General features: G+C 50.9%; 1 rRNA gene. It reads left to right on the top strand.

Annotated features, from left to right (window positions below):
- The first annotated feature begins 59 nt into the window (after window positions 1–59).
- Window positions 60–1625, top strand: a 16S ribosomal RNA gene (locus GM612_RS12150).
- Window positions 1626–1691: the final 66 nt, after the last annotated feature.

The raw sequence follows: 1691 nt of genomic DNA, 5'->3' as shown, positions 1-1691 counted from the left end.
TATCAAATGTAATTTGCGAAGTCAATTCGCTAGTAATATTAATGAGTCACAAACAATCATAAAATGAGAGTTTGATCCTGGCTCAGGACGAACGCTGGCGGCGTGCCTAATACATGCAAGTCGAACGCATCCCGTTGAATTGAAGTGCTTGCACTGATTTTCAACATTGGATGAGTGGCGAACTGGTGAGTAACACGTGGGTAACCTGCCCAGAAGCAGGGGATAACACTTGGAAACAGGTGCTAATACCGTATAACAACAAAAACCGCATGGTTTTTGTTTAAAAGGTGGTTTCGGCTATCACTTCTGGATGGACCCGCGGCGTATTAGCTAGTTGGTGGAGTAATGGTTCACCAAGGCAATGATACGTAGCCGACCTGAGAGGGTAATCGGCCACATTGGGACTGAGACACGGCCCAAACTCCTACGGGAGGCAGCAGTAGGGAATCTTCCACAATGGACGAAAGTCTGATGGAGCAACGCCGCGTGAGTGAAGAAGGGTTTCGGCTCGTAAAACTCTGTTGTTGAAGAAGAACACATCTGAGAGTAACTGTTCAGGTGTTGACGGTATTTAACCAGAAAGCCACGGCTAACTACGTGCCAGCAGCCGCGGTAATACGTAGGTGGCAAGCGTTGTCCGGATTTATTGGGCGTAAAGCGAGCGCAGGCGGTTTCTTAAGTCTGATGTGAAAGCCTTCGGCTTAACCGGAGAAGTGCATCGGAAACTGGGAGACTTGAGTGCAGAAGAGGACAGTGGAACTCCATGTGTAGCGGTGAAATGCGTAGATATATGGAAGAACACCAGTGGCGAAGGCGGCTGTCTGGTCTGTAACTGACGCTGAGGCTCGAAAGCATGGGTAGCGAACAGGATTAGATACCCTGGTAGTCCATGCCGTAAACGATGAATGCTAGGTGTTGGAGGGTTTCCGCCCTTCAGTGCCGCAGCTAACGCATTAAGCATTCCGCCTGGGGAGTACGACCGCAAGGTTGAAACTCAAAGGAATTGACGGGGGCCCGCACAAGCGGTGGAGCATGTGGTTTAATTCGAAGCTACGCGAAGAACCTTACCAGGTCTTGACATACTGTGCTAACCTAAGAGATTAGGCGTTCCCTTCGGGGACGCAGATACAGGTGGTGCATGGCTGTCGTCAGCTCGTGTCGTGAGATGTTGGGTTAAGTCCCGCAACGAGCGCAACCCTTATTGTCAGTTGCCAGCATTTAGTTGGGCACTCTGGCGAGACTGCCGGTGACAAACCGGAGGAAGGTGGGGATGACGTCAAGTCATCATGCCCCTTATGACCTGGGCTACACACGTGCTACAATGGATGGTACAACGAGTTGCGAACTCGCGAGGGCAAGCTAATCTCTTAAAGCCATTCTCAGTTCGGACTGTAGGCTGCAACTCGCCTACACGAAGTCGGAATCGCTAGTAATCGCGGATCAGCATGCCGCGGTGAATACGTTCCCGGGCCTTGTACACACCGCCCGTCACACCATGAGAGTTTGCAACACCCAAAGTCGGTTCGGTAACCTTCGGGAGCCAACCGCCTAAGGTGGGGCAGATGATTAGGGTGAAGTCGTAACAAGGTAGCCGTAGGAGAACCTGCGGCTGGATCACCTCCTTTCTAAGGAATAATACGGAAACCTGCACAGGAATGAAACTTTGTTTAGTTTTGAGAGGTCTACTCTCA

This window comes from Secundilactobacillus folii (assembly GCF_009720675.1).
Classification (GTDB): domain Bacteria; phylum Bacillota; class Bacilli; order Lactobacillales; family Lactobacillaceae; genus Secundilactobacillus; species Secundilactobacillus folii.
This window is presented reverse-complemented; position numbering and strand designations above follow the sequence as displayed.